This window comes from Kibdelosporangium banguiense (assembly GCF_017876405.1).
Lineage (GTDB): Bacteria > Actinomycetota > Actinomycetes > Mycobacteriales > Pseudonocardiaceae > Kibdelosporangium > Kibdelosporangium banguiense.
On the sequence record NZ_JAGINW010000001.1, the window covers coordinates 10,849,403 to 10,865,298 of the forward strand.

General features: G+C 66.2%; 17 protein-coding genes and 1 pseudogene. 8 read left to right on the forward strand and 10 right to left on the reverse strand.

The window, feature by feature from the left end; translation table 11 throughout:
* Positions 1-24 precede the first annotated feature (24 nt).
* Positions 25-924 carry an alpha/beta hydrolase gene (locus JOF56_RS48610; protein WP_209646256.1) on the reverse strand — a complete coding sequence of 300 codons (900 nt, stop codon included), beginning with the start codon at positions 922-924 and terminating at the stop codon, positions 25-27.
* Between the two features lie 407 nt (positions 925-1,331).
* Here JOF56_RS48610 and JOF56_RS48615 point away from each other — a divergent pair, with 407 nt between their 5' ends.
* Positions 1,332-2,522 (forward strand): aldo/keto reductase, encoded by a 1,191-nt coding sequence (locus tag JOF56_RS48615; RefSeq protein WP_209646257.1) that lies wholly within the window; start codon positions 1,332-1,334, stop codon positions 2,520-2,522.
* Between the two features lie 373 nt (positions 2,523-2,895).
* Here the strand turns inward: JOF56_RS48615 and JOF56_RS48620 are convergent, their stop codons facing one another.
* On the reverse strand, positions 2,896-3,108 hold the full coding sequence (locus tag JOF56_RS48620) for a hypothetical protein (RefSeq protein ID WP_209646258.1): 213 nt from the start codon (positions 3,106-3,108) through the stop codon (positions 2,896-2,898).
* Positions 3,109-3,555: 447 nt separating this feature from the next.
* Between JOF56_RS48620 and JOF56_RS59070 the strand changes: the two genes are divergently transcribed.
* On the forward strand, positions 3,556-4,653 hold the full coding sequence (locus JOF56_RS59070) for an integrase core domain-containing protein (protein ID WP_307855608.1): 1,098 nt from the start codon (positions 3,556-3,558) through the stop codon (positions 4,651-4,653).
* Here JOF56_RS59070 and JOF56_RS48635 read toward each other — a convergent pair.
* The 6 genes from JOF56_RS48635 to JOF56_RS48660 all read right to left on the reverse strand — a co-directional run bounded on the left by JOF56_RS48635 (position 4,628) and on the right by JOF56_RS48660 (position 11,176).
* Positions 4,628-5,377 (reverse strand): P-type ATPase actuator domain-containing protein, encoded by a 750-nt coding sequence (locus tag JOF56_RS48635; protein ID WP_209646259.1) that lies wholly within the window; start codon positions 5,375-5,377, stop codon positions 4,628-4,630. The genes JOF56_RS59070 and JOF56_RS48635 overlap by 26 nt on opposite strands.
* A 119-nt stretch (positions 5,378-5,496) precedes the next feature.
* Positions 5,497-6,735, reverse strand: coding sequence for an MgtC/SapB family protein (locus tag JOF56_RS48640; RefSeq protein ID WP_209646260.1), 1,239 nt, complete (start codon positions 6,733-6,735; stop codon positions 5,497-5,499).
* A gap of 3 nt (positions 6,736-6,738) precedes the next feature.
* Entirely contained in the window at positions 6,739-8,145 is a 1,407-nt protein-coding gene (locus tag JOF56_RS48645) for an MBL fold metallo-hydrolase RNA specificity domain-containing protein (RefSeq protein WP_209646261.1), read from the reverse strand.
* A 186-nt stretch (positions 8,146-8,331) separates the two neighbouring features.
* Positions 8,332-9,198 carry a sulfite exporter TauE/SafE family protein gene (locus JOF56_RS48650; RefSeq protein ID WP_209648936.1) on the reverse strand — a complete coding sequence of 289 codons (867 nt, stop codon included), beginning with the start codon at positions 9,196-9,198 and terminating at the stop codon, positions 8,332-8,334.
* Between the two features lie 5 nt (positions 9,199-9,203).
* On the reverse strand, positions 9,204-9,779 hold the full coding sequence (locus JOF56_RS48655) for a rhodanese-like domain-containing protein (protein WP_307855609.1): 576 nt from the start codon (positions 9,777-9,779) through the stop codon (positions 9,204-9,206).
* Complete coding sequence (locus tag JOF56_RS48660; protein WP_209646262.1) at positions 9,776-11,176, reverse strand: MBL fold metallo-hydrolase; 1,401 nt, start codon at positions 11,174-11,176, stop codon at positions 9,776-9,778. The genes JOF56_RS48655 and JOF56_RS48660 overlap by 4 nt, the downstream gene beginning before the upstream one ends.
* 494 nt (positions 11,177-11,670) lie before the next feature.
* Here JOF56_RS48660 and JOF56_RS48665 point away from each other — a divergent pair, with 494 nt between their 5' ends.
* The 4 genes from JOF56_RS48665 to JOF56_RS48680 all read left to right on the forward strand — a co-directional run bounded on the left by JOF56_RS48665 (position 11,671) and on the right by JOF56_RS48680 (position 13,248).
* On the forward strand, positions 11,671-11,889 hold the full coding sequence (locus tag JOF56_RS48665) for a hypothetical protein (RefSeq protein WP_209646263.1): 219 nt from the start codon (positions 11,671-11,673) through the stop codon (positions 11,887-11,889).
* The gene (locus JOF56_RS48670) at positions 11,886-12,575 is read left to right on the forward strand and encodes an aminotransferase class V-fold PLP-dependent enzyme (protein ID WP_209646264.1); all 690 of its coding nucleotides are present in this window, start codon (positions 11,886-11,888) and stop codon (positions 12,573-12,575) included. The genes JOF56_RS48665 and JOF56_RS48670 overlap by 4 nt, the downstream gene beginning before the upstream one ends.
* A 9-nt stretch (positions 12,576-12,584) precedes the next feature.
* Positions 12,585-12,857, forward strand: a complete 273-nt coding sequence (locus JOF56_RS48675; protein ID WP_209646265.1) for a hypothetical protein — start codon at positions 12,585-12,587, stop codon at positions 12,855-12,857.
* A 76-nt stretch (positions 12,858-12,933) separates the two neighbouring features.
* A complete protein-coding gene (locus JOF56_RS48680) occupies positions 12,934-13,248 on the forward strand; it encodes a hypothetical protein (RefSeq protein ID WP_209646266.1) in 315 nt (104 codons plus the stop codon).
* Here JOF56_RS48680 and JOF56_RS48685 read toward each other — a convergent pair.
* Together JOF56_RS48685 and trxA are read right to left on the reverse strand one after the other, a co-directional pair.
* Positions 13,245-13,508, reverse strand: coding sequence for a metal-sensitive transcriptional regulator (locus tag JOF56_RS48685; protein WP_209648938.1), 264 nt, complete (start codon positions 13,506-13,508; stop codon positions 13,245-13,247). The two genes, JOF56_RS48680 and JOF56_RS48685, sit on opposite strands and share 4 nt — an antisense overlap.
* Positions 13,509-13,562: 54 nt before the next feature.
* Positions 13,563-13,900, reverse strand: a pseudogene (gene trxA, locus JOF56_RS48690) (thioredoxin); the annotation flags it as partial.
* A gap of 339 nt (positions 13,901-14,239) precedes the next feature.
* On the opposite strand from trxA, the gene JOF56_RS59075 reads away from it, so the two are divergent.
* Complete coding sequence (locus JOF56_RS59075) at positions 14,240-15,334, forward strand: integrase core domain-containing protein (protein ID WP_307855610.1); 1,095 nt, start codon at positions 14,240-14,242, stop codon at positions 15,332-15,334.
* A gap of 98 nt (positions 15,335-15,432) precedes the next feature.
* The gene (locus JOF56_RS48705; RefSeq protein ID WP_209646267.1) at positions 15,433-15,882 is read left to right on the forward strand and encodes a hypothetical protein; all 450 of its coding nucleotides are present in this window, start codon (positions 15,433-15,435) and stop codon (positions 15,880-15,882) included.
* The last annotated feature ends 14 nt before the right edge of the window (positions 15,883-15,896 follow it).

A 15,896-nucleotide genomic window follows, 5' to 3' on the forward strand; every position in this document is an offset into this window, starting at 1 on the left:
GTCCCGACCTGCCGGCCAGGCTGGTCAGTGCTTGAGGTGTGTGCTGTAGAAATCGACGAGCTTGTCCACGACCTGCGCGACGTACTGATCGCGGTAGTACAGGTCGACGTGGGTCGCCCCATCGATGTCGAACAGTTCCGCGTTCTCGCCGGCGCGAGCCACACCGTCCTCACTGAACACCCGGGTGTCGGCCTCGGTCCCGGCGATCATCAGCAGCGGGCGCGGCGCGAGCCAGCTGTTGTTGCGATATGGCTCGAACTGGGCGACCAGATCGAAACGGGCCACCGCCCAGCCGGTGGAACGCGGGTGCTGGCCCAGCGGCGTGCGGTAGTACCCGTAGGTCTCCGCGAACATGGTCCCGGCAGGCAGGGCGTCTGCCTCAGCCTGCGTGGCGGGGATCAGGTTCGACTCGTAGGCGGTGCCTTCGCGGGCTTCCAGGGTGCGCAGCACCCCGGCCTGGTCCAGCAGACCGTCACGAACCACGGGATCAGACAGCAGCTCGGCGCCGGGATCGACGGCGCTGACCGTGGCCACGGCCTTCATCCGCCGGTCAGTCTGCGCGGCATAGGGAACATAAGCACCCGAGGCGCAGATGCCCAGACCGCCGATGCGCTCCGAGTCGACCTCGCTGCGCGTGGTCAGGAACGACACCGCGGCGCGGACGTCCTCAGCGCGCTGGAAGGGATCCTCCAGACCGCGCGGCTCGCCCTCGCTCTCGCCCTGGTAGGCCGCATCGTAAGCCAGCGCAACGAAACCCTTGCGAAACAGCTCTTCGGCGTAGCGGCCGGCGGTCTGCTCCTTCACACCGCTGGCCGGGTGCCCCACCACGACGGCGGCCCGCGGGCGACCGTCATAGTCGTCGGGCAGGTACAACATCCCGGCGACAGCCAGATTGTTGCTCTTGAACGTCACAGGTGTACGCACGGTCTCCTCCGATGAGTAGCAGCCAACCGACCGAGCAGACGTGAGCACTCACGTCCACTTCGTACTGCCATTCCAGCCGGGACCACGACACCGAACCAGATACTCTCAGAGCCCCCTCGCACCCGAGATCCCCCTGCGGCGGGGGCTCTGCCGTTCCCGGTATCGACAGAGCCTCCCAGCCTGACGGGCCGCTTGTTTGAATCACATCGACCGTCCGGCATCGCCAGAGCCGCGATACACATCTGGCGAATGAGCCTGGGCGTCATCCGAAGTCATGGCGTGCCCGGATCCCGCGCCGGACGAGATGTCCACGCGTTCGTTCGAGCATAGTCTACTTCGGACGCTCGACCGAGCCAGCCGCACTGCAGTCCGTCCAACTCCGACAGACGAGATGAGGGATGAAACCCATGCACGAACAGGAAAGCACGCCCAACGGCGACTCGACCGAGCCCGGCCGTCGCCGCTTTCTGCTGGGCGTGGCCGGACTTGCCGCCACCTCAGCGGTGGCCGTGTCACCGGCACAAGCAGCACCGTCCACCACCGGCGGCCCTGCCGGCGGTCGTAACCGGGTGACCGCGGCCGTTACGCAGACCGGTCGCCGCAGGCTCGGGTCCTTGAAAGTCTCCGGCATCGGTCTGGGCTGCCAGACCCTGCCGGGCACTATGTACGGGCCTGTCACCAGCCGCAAGGACATGGTCGCACTCGTCCGGACCGCGGTCGACCAGGGCGTGACGTTCTTCGACACCGCCGAGGTGTACGGCCCGCTCGAGTCGGAACGGATCCTCGGCCAAGCACTCCAACCCGTCCGCGACCATGTGGTCATCGCGACCAAGTTCGGTTCTGACATCGACCCGGACACCGGAGCGGGAGGAAGCGGCCTCAACAGCCGTCCCGCCCATATCCGCCGAGCCGTCGACCGCATGTTGAAACGCCTCAGGACAGACCGTATCGACCTGCTCTACCAGCACCGGGTCGATCCCACAGTCCCGATCGAGGACGTGGCGGGCACGGTGAAGGACCTCATCACCGCAGGCAAGGTGCTGCACTTCGGCCTCTCCGAACCAGGTCTGCAAACCATCCGCCGGGCACACGCGGTCCAGCCACTCACCGCGATCCAGAACGAGTACTCCACGCTCTGGCGCGGCCCGGAAGCAAAGGTCTTGCCGCTCTGCGAGGAACTCGGGATCGGCTTCGTCTGCTGGTCGCCTCTGGGCATGGGCTTCACGACCAGCACGATCAACCCCTACACCCGGTTCGCGCAGGGCGACTACCGCGCGGCGGTGCCCCGCAACAGCAGGGAGAACATGCCGGCCAACATGGCACTGGTGCAACTGCTGCAGGACTGGGCCGTCCGCAAGGGGGCCACACCCGCCCAGATCGACCTCGCCTGGCTGATGGCCCAAAAGCCGTGGATCGTGCCGATTCCCAGCACCACCAGGCTGTCCCACCTGCTGGAGAACATCGGCGCCGAAGAGATCACATTCAGCCGCGACGAACTCCAGGAGCTCAACGCCGCTATCGCACAGATCAGCATCAAGGGCGAACGGCTACCTCCAGAGGACCTCGCCATGACGGGTGTCGAAGCACCAATCCGCTAACCGGCCGCTAACCAAACAACACCGCGCCAGGCGAGACAGGGATTTCGATGCACGCAACGTTCAGGTGCGGGGCTGGAGATGCGCGGATCGAGGAGATCCCCGATCTGACGATGGAGCCCGACACCAATCCGACCCGGCGACCGACGAACGACCACGCCCTGCTGCTCGGCCAGTGGCTGCGCAGTCCCGCCCGGATCGGGGCCATAGCGCCCAGTTCGCCCACGCGATCACCAGCCCTGTGCCCGAATACGGTCACCCTGTCGTCATCGAACTAGGCCCGGGCACAGGGCCGTTCACCACGCAGATCCAACGCAGGCTCGGCGGCCGCGGCCGTCACCTTGCCATCGAGGCCAACTCACGTCTGGCGGCACAGCTACGCACACGCTGCCCCGGCGCCGAAATCGTGCAGGACGATGCTGTGCACCTGCCCCGGCTGCTCGCCGAACGAGGACTGCGCCAGGCCGACGTTGTCGTGAGTGGCCTGCCCTGGGCGATCTTCGGCGCCGAACTTCAGCAGCAACTGATGAATGCCACCACCACCGTGCTCGGACCGGCCGGCGCCTTCACCACCTTCACCTACCGCCATGCCGTCTCCCTCCCGGCCGCACGGCGCCTGAAACGCTTGCTGATCGATCACTTCGAAGAAGTCGTTCCCGGCCGCACCATTTGGCGCAACCTGCCTCCGGCCTACGTCTTTCTACGCCCGCAGGCCACGACCCTACCCCAGTCCACAGTGGACCAAAGCCGGTCCACTACGGGATTTGTCGAGCGCCAGCACGTGAGGAACTGCGGTATCGGGACATCATCGGCCACACCGTGCAGCAAGTGCAGACCAAACTGGACATCGGCGAGGTCCGCCTGGCCCTGGCATGAGTTGACCCAAATGGCAGCGGTGCTGCCCAGCGGAATAGCTGTGCAGCACCGCCGAAGGGTGCGCTTGCCGAAAACCTCATCCGTCCTGGTCAGGCGGTGTCACCAACATCAACTCCGTCGCCGCATACGCTCAGGGATCAGCACGGCAGGATGACTGGCCGTGCTGCTGCGACTTGCCTACCTCGGCCTCACCAAAACCTTCACCCTACTTCGCCTGCTCCCGATGACCGACCGGGACAAGGAGATCGAGATCCTCGTGTTGCGGCACCAGATCGCAGTACTGCAACGGCAACTCGGCGACATCAAGGTGCGATTCAACCCGGCTGACAGGGCGTTACTCGCCGCGCTCCTGCATCGACTACCACGCCAGACCTTGCGCAGGCTCCGACTGCTGGTCCGTCCAGACACCATCCTGCGCTGGCACCACGACCAACTCCGCCAACACCACGCCAGGATGTCACAACCGAAACGCCCGGGCCGACCACGCACCATCCGATCCATCCGAGTCCTGCTCCTCCGCCTCGCGAAGGAGAACCCGAACTGGGACTACCGCCGCATCCACGGCGAACTCCTTGTCCTCGGCATCAAAGTCGCCGCCTCCACCGTGTGGCAAGTCCTCACCAACGCCGGCATCACCCCCGCACCCGAACGCGCATCCAGCACCTGGGCCCAGTTCCTCCGCTCCCAAGCCGACGCCCTGCTGGCCTGTGACTTCTTCGAAACCGTCACCCTCACCGGTATCCGCATGTACGTGCTCGTCGTGATCGAGCACGCCAGCCGACGGATCCGCATCCTCGGCGCCACACCACATCCGACCGCGGCCTGGGTGACCCAAGCCGCTCGCAACCTCGTCATGGACCTGGAGGACGCCAACTCCCGGACACGGTTCCTGATCCGCGACAGGGACGGCAAGTTCCCTCACCTGTTCGACGCCATCCTCGCCGACGCCGGCATCCAGGTCATTCTGAGCGGCATCCAAATGCCACGGATGAACTCGATCACCGAGCGGTGGATACAAACCTGCCGACACGAACCGCTCGACCGCACCTTGATCTGGAACCAGCGACATCTACTCCACGCACTCCGCGAATACGAACGGTTCTACAACAACCACCGACCACACCAAGGCATCGCCAACGCCCGACCACTACGGCCACTGCCATCGCCGATCACAAGCCAGGCCGAGATCACCGGTCTCGACATCCGCCGACACCAGCGGTTGGGAGGAATCCTCAACGAGTACCACCACGCCGCCTGACCAGCACGGACGACATTCTCGGCAAGCGCACCCCTACCAGCTTGTTGACCAGGCCCAATTCCGTGTCCGCAGCAATCGCCACGACGACGCCACGCCCCGCACCACGTGTGACAACCGTGCCGGAGTACGCCGTGTTGACCCGGTCCGCGAGCTCCACGTCATCGGGCAGGACGTCCTCGGTCTTGGCGACGGGCACCGATTCGCCGGTCAGTGCGGACTCGTCCACCTCCAACGAATCCGCCGCGGCCAACCGGACATCAGCCGCGATCTTGTCCCCCGCCTGCAACACCAGAACATCACCACGAACCAGCTCCTCGGCCCGGACTTTGCCTGGGACACCGTCCCTGATCACCCCGGCTTTGGCAGGCACCATCCGGGCCAGCGCGTCCAACGCCGACCGGGCCCGGGATTCCTGCACATACCCGATGACCGCGTTCAGCAGCACAACACCGAAGATCACGCCCGAGTCCACGAACTGCGCCATGCTCAACGTGACGACCGCGGCCACGATCAGCACGTAGACAAGTGGATCGTGGAACTGCCGGAGAAAGCGCAGCAACGCACCACCATCATCCTCTACCGGCAGTACATTCGGCCCGAACTCAGCGGCGCGCCGGGCCGCCTCGGCCGACGACAAGCCATGCCGCAGATCAGTTCCCCACGACGCGACGGTTTCCGGCACGCTCAGCCGGTGGGCATCCTCTTGCCTCTGCGGAGATCTCACTGGTGTCACCATGTCCTCAGCGTCGCGATAACCGATCACCGCGACTAGGGGCCTCCTGCGCTGACAGCAGGGTCTTTCGGCCTTGTCCGGTCACGCCGCCCGTTCGCGGAAAGACCCGTTCAGGAAACGGCGACAACAGTCACTGCCACCGCGGCCACAGGTGTCGCCAGCCAGCAGGCCAGCCGCGCCACGAACTCTCCACCGCCGAGCCCGCCCGCGAGAGCAAGTTTCACGACGAGATTCGTCACCAGGGCAACCGCGGCAGCGAGGACGGCCGTACCGACCGGAATGGCGTGCGGCGCGAGGGATGCGGACGCGACTGCGGACGCGTGCGCGTCGGCCAGGCCACCGGCCGCGGCCGCCGCGACAACTCCCCCACCTCCCAGCCAATCGGCTGCCGCGCGGGTCGCGACCAGCAGGACGAGGGCCAGCGACAACGCCGAACGCAACGACATCGGACGTGCCAGCAACGGATCGACGTCCTCCGGCTCGTCCCGTGGCCGGTTGCGCCACACGAGCCAGCCGATCTCCGCGAGCAGGACCACGATCCCGGCGGCCGCGGCCGGCAGGAGGCGATACGCCACAGGCGGACTCACAACCGCGGTGACCGCGACAAGCTGAACGAGGATGGCGATGTTCACGGCGAGCAGGCCAGGCACCAGCGAGGCTCCTGCGGTCGCGGACTTGCGGGCCAGCACCGCGGTAGTGGCGGAGCCCGAGACGAAGCCGCCGGCGAACCCGGCGCCGATCAGACCCCATCGCTGCCCGAACCAGCGAGTGTCGAGATAGCCCGCCCAGCCGATGAGGGTGATCGCGATGACCAGAACCCAGACCCTGGCCGGGTTCAACACCCCGTAAGGACCGAGCGGCTGATCCGGGAGCAAGGGCAGCACGACGAAAGCGACCAGGAACAACTTCATCGCGTCAGTCACATCCCGATCGCTCACCAGACGGGTCGCGAACCGATGCAGTGGACGTTTGGCCGCGAGCAACACGGCGGCGACAACACCCGCGGGTACTGCCAGCTCGGGCCGGAACCATGCCAGCGCACCAAGCAGATACGTGCCGATGGCCGCGATCTCGGTGGTGGCCCCGATATCTGCCTGCTCACTACGGGCTCCTTGCCGGTACCACGCCACAACGAGCGCTGACACCGCGGCGAGCCCGACCCCAAGTGCGACCGGCGACAACGCCGCGGATACCGCACCAGCGAGGGTGATGAGCGGGAACGTCCGCGAACCCGCAGGCCGGTTGCTGTCCGACGCTGTGTCATGTTCCCGTTCCAGCCCCAGCAACAAGCCGATCGCGAGCGCTGTGCCCAGGTGGGCCAACGCTCCGAAGGTCTCGGTGACGTCCATCGCCTACACCAGTACGTGTTCGCCGTCGCGCGGAACCACAGCGCACCAGCCGTATTCGACGCTCAGCCGCTCGGCAAGCGCAGCCGAACCTTCGGGCTCACCGTGCACAAGGTAGGTCACCAAGGGCTCCGGGCCACTGGTCGCCCACGCCACCAGTTCATCTGAGTCCGCGTCCGCGCTGAACGCGTCCACCACAACGACTTCCGCTTTGACGGGGACGTAGCGACCGTGAATCTTGATCTCCCGCGCGCCTTCAGCCAGTCGGCGGGCCCGAGTGCCCGCAGCGGCGTAGCCCACGATGAGAACTGTGTGCTTGCTGCGGGGCAGCATCGCCTCCAAGTGGTGCAGCACACGGCCACCGGTGGCCATCCCCGAGGCCGAGATGACGATCGAAGGCCTACTCGGCCGGTTCACTCGCATCGACTCTCCGGCCGTGCGCAGCTCCGCGAGATGGCCGGGGTCGAACGGATCGTCCATCTCGGACAGTTCCGGCCGGATCTCCGGCCAGCTCTTGGCCAGCGCCTGCCGGTACACCCGCAACGACGCCAGGGCCATCGGGCTGTCCACGTACACCGGAAGATCGGGAATGGCGCCCTCGCGTACCAGCCGGGCGAGTTCGACCAGGATAACCTCGGTCCGGTCGACCGCGAACGCGGGAATCAGCACACTGCCACCACGTTGCGCCGTCTTGCGGATCATCTCGGCCAGCAATTCGATCGCCTGCCCGTCGTCGTGCGTGCGTTGCCCGTAGGTCGATTCCAGAAGAAGCACGTCACAATCCGGACGCGGCTGCGGCGGCAACAAGACCCGATGCGCCGGCCGGCCCATGTCGCCGCTGACCACCACACTCCGGCTGACACCGCCCGAGGTCAGCGTCAGGTGCGCCCACGCCGACCCCAGGATGTGCCCGGCCCTGCCGAACTCCAGCTCCACCCCATCGGCGATCCGCCGGTTGACACCATGGTCCAGCGGACGGAACAACTGCACAGTTCGCCCGACATCATCCGTGTCGTACAACGGCAGCGCCGGGTGGTGTTTGGACCAACCTCCCGCATTGGCCAGCCCAGCGTCCTCCATCATCAGCTGCGCACTGTCCGCCAGCACAATCCGCGCCAACTCGACCGTGCCATGCATCGCATAGATCGGGCCACGCCATCCGTTGCGCACCAGCACAGCCAGGTAGCCGCAATGATCGAGATGGGCATGCGTCAACACGACTGCCTTGAGCCTGTCCACGTTCATGGGCGGCGGCCGCCAGTTACGCCGCCGCAGTGACGCCAGGCCCTGGAACAAGCCACAGTCGACGAGAACCTGGGAATCTCCGGCCGTGAACAGGAACTTGCTGCCGGTCACGGTGCCGACGCCGCCGAGAAAGGTCACCGCGGGCGGGGTGTCCACTTGAATGGTCATCTCGTGAGCCTGCGGCCAGACCGATCACCGCTGGCAGGAGCATCCGACCCGAAACATCAGGACTTTGGACCTTATCGAACGGATACCGGCGGCGACCGCGGAACCGGGCATACCGTGTTGTCCGGTGCCGCGTGCGACGGGACCTGTCCGCCGACCATCATGTCTTCGACATGACAACGTGTCGTGTCAGTGGCGAGGTGACCGTTGTTTGCGACGGCGAACAACCCCGGTCACCGAGATGACCAGGGCGGCCACGGCCGGGGTGATCCAGATCGCCGGTCCAGCGGCGATCGCGTGCCACATGGATACGGGCATCTGCTGGGCAAGAACGAAACCGCCCATCACGATCACGAACCAGCCGAAACCCTTGCGCAGGAGATGTTCGGGGATTCGGCCGGTCAGCCGGCCGCCGAGCAGGCTGCCTGCCACCGCCGCCGCTGTGACGGCCAGCGCGAGTGTCCAGTCGATGTGGACAGTCGCGAGGTACCCGGCGAGCCCGGCGAAGGACTTCATCGCGATCACGACCAGCGAGGTGCCCACCGCGACAGACATCGGCAATCCGCCGAGCAGCGCCAAAGCGGGTACCACGAGGAAACCGCCACCCGCGCCGACCAGTCCGGTGACGGCACCCACCGCCACGCCCTCGGCGATGACCCGTCCGACAGGCAGTTCCCCATGTGTCGTGGCATGTGTGTTCGTGCGCCGGCCGCGGATCATCGCAACGGCGGTGGCGATCATCATGAGGGCGAAGCCCACCAGCAACCATGTGCCGGGGATGAATTGAGCGAGACGCCCGCCGCCGTATGCGCCGGCCATCCCGGCGGCGCCGAACACCAGGCCGGTGCGCCAGCGCACCCGCCCAGCCCGAGCATGCGAGATCACGCCGGCCGCACTGGTGACACCGACCACGAACAACGACATCGCGATCGCCGCTTTGGCTTCCAAGCCGGCCAGGAACACCAGGATCGGTACGGTCAGGATCGAGCCGCCACCACCGAGCACCCCCAAGGCCAGCCCGACCAGCACCGCCGCGGCCAACGTGAGTGCCAGCATCGCGCTCACGCCCGCTCGTCGCGCAACGCCGCCACCACGGCATCGTAATTGCGCCGCGAGCCACGGTTGTACGGCAATTTGGCCAGCAGCATGCCCATCACGCAGGTGTTGGTCAGCGAGGCGATCACCAGCCCGGCGCCGACGGCACCGGCCAGCCAGGTGACCGGCGGAACGACCAACCCGATCAGGACCGCGGTGAGCACGATCGCGCCGGCGACCAGACGCACCTGACGCTCGAGGTCCCACCGCGGCCGGCCGTGCCGCACGGGACCGCCCGCAGCCTGCCACGCGGTCATGCCGCCATCCAGCAGCCGGAGGTTGGGCAGACCGGCGGCGGCCAGGACCTGTTCGGCCTGTGCCGCGCGTTGCCCGGATCGACAGATGAGCACGACCTGCTCGTCGAGGTGGTGACGCAACTCGTCCCGATGCTCTCGTAACAGGTCCAACGGCACGTTGTAGGAGCCGGGGATGTGCGCGTTCTCGAACTCACCGGGCGTACGCACGTCGATCAGCCGTGGACCGCCGCCGGACTCGACCAATCGTCGCAGCCCGGCCACGTCGAGTTTCATGGGACTGGTCACGCCTTTGCTCCCGCCGTGCGGACGATGGTGAGGCCGGCGTTCGCAGCGGTGTCGTACAGGTCATCGATGTGCACGACTTGGCGCCCGGCCCGCGCCAGCACACTGGCCGCGATGGACGCCCGGTAGCCCGACTGGCAATGCACCCACACCACCCCGTCGGGGATCTCGACGAGCCGTTCCGGCAGTTCGGGCAACGGAATGTGCAAAGCGGCGTCAACGTGGCCGTCTCTCCATTCGTTGGTCATCCGCACGTCCAGCAGGACGTCCGGGTGCGGCAGCCAATGTGGCAGTTGCCCGGCTCGTGCGGCGGCGAGCTCAGCGAAGGTGGCCACGGCCAGCTCCCCAAGATCGTGCTCGTTCCCGGCCCACTGTTCGGGAGCGCCGGTGGCCGCCGCCGCGGGCCGATCGATACCGATTCGCGCCAGTTCCCGCTGGGCCTCCGCGACCTGCTCGGGCGACTCGCCGAGCAGCGTGATGGGCGCGCCCCACGGCGCCATCCAGCCCAGCCAGGTGGACATCGGCCCGTCAATGCCGAAACTGAGCGTGCCGGTCAGATACCGATGCGCGAATGCCTTGCGGGAGCGCAGGTCCACCACCCACTCCTGGGCGCCGATACGAGTACGCAACTCCTCGGGGTCAGCGATCCGCACCGGGGTGAGGTCGATCAGGCCGGGTCCGGCAGCGTTCGCGACGCCCATGTGGGCGTAGTACGCGGGATAGGCGTCCAGCCCCGCCAGCGTCCGGGTCACGAAGTCGTCGGCTTCCAGCCGCAGGGCGGGGTTCGTGCCCTTTTCCCGGCCGATCGTCGAGGCCGGGGCATCAGATTGGGTGGCCGAACAGAAACTGCCGAACCCGTGCGTGGGCCAGACCTGGGCGCCATCGGGCAGCAGGTCGGCCAGCCTGCGCACAGAGGCGTGCTGATGGTAGGCAAGGGTGCCAGCGTACTGCTTGCCGAGCAGATCGGTGCGCCCCGTCGTGCCGAACAACAACGAACCACCGGTGAACACACCCACCGGCCCCGCCGGGCCGTGCAGGACACAGGACATGTGGTGAAACGTATGCCCCGGCGTGGCCATGACGTTCAAGCGCATCTGGTCGGACACCACGATCTCGTCCCCGTCGCTGACCGCAAGACGTTCGAACGCGACATTGTCGGCAGCCGCCACCGCGTACCGCGCACCTGTCAGCCGGGCGAGCGCCAGCCCGCCAGAGACATAATCGTTGTGCAGGTGCGTCTCCACGACGTGGGTGATCCGTACTCCCCACCGGCCGGCCAGCTCCACGATCCGGTCAATGTCCCGTTGCGGGTCCACCACTACCGCCACCTGCCCGTCGTGCGCCAGATAGCTGCGGTCGCCCAGCGAGGAGGTCGCGACGACCTCGACGTCAATCGACATGCTCATCCTTAGGTTTCGTAACGCTTCTGGTGCCACGGTCTCCGACGCGGATCTGCAGTCGACCCAAGACCGGCACCACACTCTTTCAGATACCCTGGGGGGTACCTAAGGTTCAGCGTAGCGCACGCCGCTCAGGTTCCCCAAATACCCCTGGGGGTAGTTGCGGCGCTTCTCGAACCGGCCACGCACGTGACCGCGATGACCGCTGAGCCAATCCCAGCCAGGCGACCGGCGTCACCTTGGCCGCCGCGCCTGGTCGGTGGCCACCGAACACCTCGAACTGCCGTGGAGGCCAGGGACGGAAGACCTGTCCGCGCGGGGCCGATCGGCCGCATCCGGCAAGGCCACAGGCAGCGCATCCTGAACCGAGCGCCGCACGAAGAGGAGTCACCGGTGAATACCTCGCCAATCGCGATGATCGACCGGATCCGACAGGCACTCATCGGCGAGGGTGAGGTTCTCGTCGGTCCCTATGGCCCCGGCGGGTCGCCTACGTGGACTACACGGCGTCCGGCCGGGCGCTGGACTTCATCGAGGAGTTCATCCGCCGGCAGGTGCTGCCCTGTTGTGCCAACACCCACACGGAGAGTTCTGGCACCGGGCTGCGCACTACCCGCCTGCGGGAGCAGGCTCGCCGCCTGATTCGCGACTCGGTCGGCGGAACCGAGGGCGACTTGGTGATCTTCTGCGGTTCCGGGGCCACCGCGCGGTGAACAAGCTGGTCGGCATTCTGGAACTGCGGCTGCCCGCGGCCCTGGACGCGCGGTACCACTTGCGTGATCGGATACCCGCGGCGGAACGGCCGGTGGTATTCGTCGGGCCGTACGAACACCACTCCAACGAGCTGCCCTGGCGAGAGTCGATCGCCGAGGTCGTCGTCATCGACGAGGACGCCGACGGGCACATCGACATCGCCGAGCTTCAGCGGGAACTGCGGCGCTACGCCGATCGTCCACTGCGGATCAGCAGTTTCTCGGCAGCCTCCAATGTCACGGGCGTCCCGACCGACGCCGACCGCATAGCCGCCCTCCTGCACGAGCACGGCCCATTGTCCTTTTGGGACTACGCGGCGGCCGCGCCTTACGTGTCGATCCGCATGCGGGAGAGCACACCCGGCCGCCGAGACCACAAGGACGCGATTTTCCTGTCACCACACAAGTTCGTCGGCGGTCCGCAAACCCCGGGTGTTCTGGTGATACGGCGCAACTGGTCACCAACGCCGTGCCCACGGCTCCGGGCGGTGGCACGGTCGCGTTCGTCGTCCCACTCGGACACCGCTATCTCGACGATCCCGTTGCCCGCAAGGAAGGCGGGACTCCCGCGATCGTCGAGTCCATCCGCGCCGGGCTGTGTTCGCCGTGAAGGACGCCGTCGGTACCGAGACCATCCAGGCCCATGAGGAGAACGGTTGTGGCGGCACGCCCTCGCGCGGTGGGCGGCGAATCCGGGCATCGAGATCCTCGGCAACCACCAGTCCGACCGGTTGTCCATTGTGTCGTTCCGAATCCGGGCCCGGGGCCGGTATCTGCACCACAACTTCGTCGTCGCGGTGCTCAACGACCTGTTCGGCATCCAGACCCGCGGCGGTTGCTCCTGCGCCGGACCCTACGGTCACCGGCTGCTGGCGATCGATACCGAACACGCCCACGCCTTCGAACACGAAGTGGCGCTGGGGGCGTGACGGCATCAAGCCAGGCTGGGTCCGGCTCAACTTCAACTACTTCATCACCGACGACGTCCACGACTACCTTGGTGCCGTGGATCTCATCGCGCGACACGGACACCGCCTGCTGTCCGACTACGTCTTCGACCCCAGAACCGGGTTGTGGTGTCACCGAACCGCCACGATCACCGCGGAGCGGATACCCGACCTACGGGCGATCACGCCCGGTACACCGGGTCCCATCATCACTAAGCGAACCAGCGAGCCCGCACTCGCGACACAGCTGAAAGAGGCCGAACGACTGCTGATCGGGCGCCCGGACGTGACCGACGACGGCCCCACGGGACTGCCGCCGGATTTCGAGACATTGCGCTGGTTCGTCTTGCCGCCCGGCTGTCTGACAGGCTAAGCCAGCGTCAGGAACAGTTTCTCCAACTGGGCGCGGTTGGCCACGCCCTGTTCGGAGTCGTCGGTCACGCACTGCTCAAGACCGCTGGCGATCAGCTTGAATCCGGCCCGGTCCAGCGCGCGTGACACCGCCGCGAGCTGGATGATCACGTCCTTGCAGTCCCGGCCGTTCTCCATCATCTGGATGAGGCCACCGACCTGCCCCTGGGCGCGCCGCAGGCGCTTGATCACGTCCGCGACGACGTCTTCACCGAGCTCCACTGTGACCTCCCTGAGGATACCCCCAAGGGTACAAGTTACCCGCCCTCCGCGAGCCGCGCGCACCTGGTCCATGTCGAGTTCCTGGACCTTGCCGATCAGCTCGTCCAGCGCGGCCGCCAGAAGCGCCCCGGCTGCGCGTACACCACGACCCCGTCCCGGGCGACCATCAGCGTCGGGATCGAGGAGATCCCGAACGCCTGCGCCAGCTCGATCTGCGCCTCGGTGTCCACCTTGCCGAAGGTCATGTCCGGGTACTGCTCCGACGCCCGCTCGAACAGCGGCGCGAACATGCGGCACGGACCACACCACGACGCCCAGAAGTCGACCAGTACCGTCCCAGGACGGCTGACGACCCCGTCGAAGTTCTCCTTGGTCAGCTCCACCGTGGCCACAATCACTCCTCTCTCATACCCCCTACGGTATGCAACAACAAGGCCGTCCTGTTCCCAGCGCTCGATGATACCCCCAGGGGTACTATCACGGCTGGAGGTGACGAACACATGGACTTGGCATCTGTCGCCGACGAGGCCACGAAACGGTTGCGCGCCGCGCGCCGCATACTCGGCCAACAGCCGACTAATGGCACTACGTAGCCAGATACTCTGATCCATCCCCGGTGACAATGACCCTGCGCTTGCCGAAAACCTCATCCGTACTGGTCAGATGCTGCCCCATGGTGACATCGACTCCGTCCACTCACGGCTCGCGGTCCCCCGGCAGGATGACTGGCTGTGCTGCTGCGACTAGCCTACCTCGGCCTGACAAACACCTTCGCCCTGCTTCGCCTGCTCCCGATGACCGACCGAGACAAGGACATCGAGATCCTGGTGCTGCGACACCAGATCGCAGTACTGCAACGGCAACTCGGCGACACGAGGGTACGATTCAGTCCAACTGACAGGGCGTTACTCGCCGCGCTCCTGCATCGACTACCACGCCACACCTTGCACAAACTCCGCCTGCTGGTACGCACGGATACGATCCTGCGCTGGCACCGCGACCTAATGCGCCGACGCCACGCCAGCATGTCCCGACCGAAACGCCCGGGCCGGCCCCGCACCATCCGATCCGTGCAAGCCCTGGTCCTGCGCCTGGCGAAGGAGAACCCAAGCTGGGGCTATCGCCGCGTCCACGGCGAACTTCTCGTCTTGGGCATCAAAGTCGCCGCATCTACCGTCTGGCAGATCCTCACCGACGCCGACATAGATCCTGCTCCCGAACGCGCGTCGAGCACCTGGGCCCAATTCCTCCGCTCCCAGGCCGAGGCCCTGTTAGCCTGCGACTTCTTCGAAACCGTCACGCTCACCGGCCTCCGCATGTACGTGCTGATCGTGATCGAGCATGCTCAACGCCGCATCCGCATCCTCGGCGCCACACCACATCCCACCGCAGCATGGGTGACCCAAGCCACCCGCAACCTCGTCATAGACCTCGAGGACACCCACTGCCGGACACGGTTTCTGATCCGCGATAGGGACGGCAAGTTCCCTCAGTTGTTCGACGTCATCCTCGCCGACGCCGGCATCGAGGCCGTGCTGAGTGGTGTTCAGATGCCCAGGATGAACTCGATCGCCGAACGCTGGATCCAAACCTGCCGACACGAACTGCTCGACCGCACCTTGATCTGGAACCAGCGACACCTGCTCCACGCACTCCGCGAATACGAGCGGTTCTACAACACGCACCGACCTCACCAAGGCATCGCCAACGCCCGACCATTACAGCCACTGCCAGAACCGATCACCGATCCAGCCCAGATCAGTCAACTCCACATCCACCGGCACCCACGATTGGGCGGCATCCTCAACGAGTACCACGCCGCCTGACCAGCACGGATGACATTTTCGGCAGGCGCACCACTGAGAGCCCAGAATCCGTGCTAGTCCGATTTAGCAACGACGCCGGATCTGGACGGAGCGCACCAGTGACCACTCGCCGGATTGCCATGTCCTTGATCGCCACGGGATTCGCCTGCGCACTCGCCGTGGCGTCGCCTGCGGACGCAGCAGCCAACAGCGCGCTGACCGGGATCCGAAGCGTCACGGCGATCACGCAGGTCTACACGTACGGGCAGAAAGTCACCGCAGTGGCCGTCGAATACCCGGCCGTGGTCGACGCCCTCACTCTCGAGAAGAACACGTTCACCGTGACCGACAGCATCTACAACTTCCGTTACAACCCGATCGAAGATCTTTCCAAGCGCGCCAAGCGAACCATCACGAAGGTCTACACGAACGACTCGCCCGCCCTGCGCTCGAACGGCAGGTCCGCGACAGGAAGGTTCGTCATCGTCGAGCTCGCGGCGACCGACGCCGGCGGCAACACCGTCATCGTCTCCAAGTGCCCGACCGTACTCTGTTCGGTCAAAGTGTGAACCCGGCCCTGCCG